The following is a 2,961-nucleotide window of genomic DNA, read 5'->3' as shown; positions in this document are numbered from 1 at the left end:
TGAAAACTGGATAGAAGCAACACATTGTATGACCAACGCATAAAAAACCGAGTAAGATACACCGCCATTTTAGGTTAAGTTAGAAAGGGCGCACGGTGGATGCCTTGGCACTAGGAGCCGACGAAGGACGGGACTAACACCGAAATGCTCCGGGGAGCTGTAAGTAAGCTTTGATCCGGAGATATCCGAATGGGGAAACCCGCCATCCGTAATGGGGTGGCACCCCTGCCTGAATACATAGGGCAGGAGGAGGCAGACCCGGGGAACTGAAACATCTAAGTACCCGGAGGAAGAGAAAGCAAACGCGATTCCCTGAGTAGCGGCGAGCGAAACGGGACATAGCCCAAACCAGAAGGCTTGCCTTCTGGGGTTGTAGGACACTCTATACGGAGTTACAAAGGAAGAGAATAGGCGAAGCGGTCTGGAAAGGCCCGCGAAACAAGGTAACAGCCCTGTAGCCGGCATTTTCTTCTCTCCAGAGTGGATCCTGAGTACGGCGGAACACGAGGAATTCCGTCGGAATCCGGGAGGACCATCTCCCAAGGCTAAATACTCCCTAGTGACCGATAGTGAACCAGTACCGTGAGGGAAAGGTGAAAAGCACCCCGGAAGGGGAGTGAAACAGATCCTGAAACCGTGTGCCTACAAGTAGTCAGAGCCCGTTCATGGGTGATGGCGTGCCTTTTGTAGAATGAACCGGCGAGTTACGATTTCATGCAAGGTTAAGCAGAAGATGCGGAGCCGCAGCGAAAGCGAGTCTGAACAGGGCGAATGAGTATGAGGTCGTAGACCCGAAACCAGGTGATCTACCCATGTCCAGGATGAAGGTGAGGTAACACTCACTGGAGGTCCGAACCCACGCACGTTGAAAAGTGCGGGGATGAGGTGTGGGTAGCGGTGAAATTCCAATCGAACCTGGAGATAGCTGGTTCTCTCCGAAATAGCTTTAGGGCTAGCCTCAAATGAAGAGTTCTGGAGGTAGAGCACTGTTTGGACTAGGGGCCCATCCCGGGTTACCGAATTCAGACAAACTCCGAATGCCAGAAACTTATATTTGGGAGTCAGACTGCGAGTGATAAGATCCGTAGTCAAGAGGGAAACAGCCCAGACCACCAGCTAAGGTCCCAAAGTTTACGTTAAGTGGAAAAGGATGTGGAGTTGCCCAGACAACCAGGATGTTGGCTTAGAAGCAGCCACCATTTAAAGAGTGCGTAATAGCTCACTGGTCGAGTGACTCTGCGCCGAAAATGTACCGGGGCTAAACGTAGCACCGAAGCTGTGGATTGATACCGTTGGTATCAGTGGTAGGAGAGCGTTCCAGGGGCGGTGAAGCCAGACCGGAAGGACTGGTGGAGCGCCTGGAAGTGAGAATGCCGGTATGAGTAGCGAAAGAAGGGTGAGAATCCCTTCCACCGAATGCCCAAGGTTTCCTGAGGAAGGCTCGTCCTCTCAGGGTTAGTCGGGACCTAAGCCGAGGCCGAAAGGCGTAGGCGATGGAGAACAGGTTGATATTCCTGTACCGCCCAGCAGCCGTTATCAGCAACGGGGGGACGCAGGAGGATAGGGCAAGCGCGCGAATGGATGCGCGTCCAAGCAGTTAGGCCGGTAACGAGGCAAATCCCGTTACCATGAAGGCGGAGCTGTGATGGCGAGGGAAATTAAGTACCGAAGTTCCTGATTCCACACTGCCAAGAAAAGCCTCTAGCGAGGCTGCGGGCGCCCGTACCGCAAACCGACACAGGTAGGCGAGGAGAGAATCCTAAGGTGAGCGAGTGAACTCTCGTTAAGGAACTCGGCAAAATGACCCCGTAACTTCGGGAGAAGGGGTGCTCTGGTAGGGTGTTAAAGCCCGAGAGAGCCGCAGTGAATAGGCCCAGGCGACTGTTTAGCAAAAACACAGGTCTCTGCAAAGCCGCAAGGCGACGTATAGGGGCTGACGCCTGCCCGGTGCTGGAAGGTTAAGAGGAGGGCTTAGCGCAAGCGAAGGTCTGAATTGAAGCCCCAGTAAACGGCGGCCGTAACTATAACGGTCCTAAGGTAGCGAAATTCCTTGTCGGGTAAGTTCCGACCCGCACGAAAGGCGCAACGATCTGGGCACTGTCTCAACGAGAGACTCGGTGAAATTATAGTACCTGTGAAGATGCAGGTTACCCGCGACAGGACGGAAAGACCCCGTGGAGCTTTACTGCAGCCTGATATTGAATTTTGGCACAGTCTGCACAGGATAGGCAGGAGCCTTGGAAGCCGGAGCGCCAGCTTCGGTGGAGGCGCTGGTGGGATACTGCCCTGACTGTGTTGAAATTCTAACCCGCACCCGTAATCCGGGTGGGAGACAGTGTCAGGCGGGCAGTTTGACTGGGGCGGTCGCCTCCTAAAATGTAACGGAGGCGCCCAAAGGTTCCCTCAGAATGGTTGGAAATCATTCGCAGAGTGTAAAGGCACAAGGGAGCTTGACTGCGAGACCTACAAGTCGAGCAGGGACGAAAGTCGGGCTTAGTGATCCGGTGGTTCCGCATGGAAGGGCCATCGCTCAACGGATAAAAGCTACCCCGGGGATAACAGGCTTATCTCCCCCAAGAGTCCACATCGACGGGGAGGTTTGGCACCTCGATGTCGGCTCATCGCATCCTGGGGCTGTAGTCGGTCCCAAGGGTTGGGCTGTTCGCCCATTAAAGCGGTACGCGAGCTGGGTTCAGAACGTCGTGAGACAGTTCGGTCCCTATCCGTCGCGGGCGCAGGAAATTTGAGAGGAGCTGTCCTTAGTACGAGAGGACCGGGATGGACACACCGCTGGTGTACCAGTTGTCTCGCCAGAGGCATCGCTGGGTAGCTACGTGTGGACGGGATAAGTGCTGAAAGCATCTAAGCATGAAGCCCCCCTCAAGATGAGATTTCCCATTACGCAAGTAAGTAAGATCCCTTGAAGAAGACGAGGTAGATAGGTTCGGGGTGGACGTGCGG

General features: G+C 54.5%; 1 rRNA gene. It reads left to right on the top strand.

Features of this window, described 5'->3' with window-relative positions:
* Positions 1 to 72: 72 nt before the first annotated feature.
* Positions 73 to 2,961, top strand: a 23S ribosomal RNA gene (locus VQ00_RS15625); the annotation flags it as partial.

The organism is Domibacillus tundrae (assembly GCF_000970675.1).
GTDB lineage: Bacteria > Bacillota > Bacilli > Bacillales > Domibacillaceae > Domibacillus > Domibacillus tundrae.
Note: the sequence above shows the minus strand (reverse complement) of the source record. Positions and strands in the feature narration are given on the sequence as shown.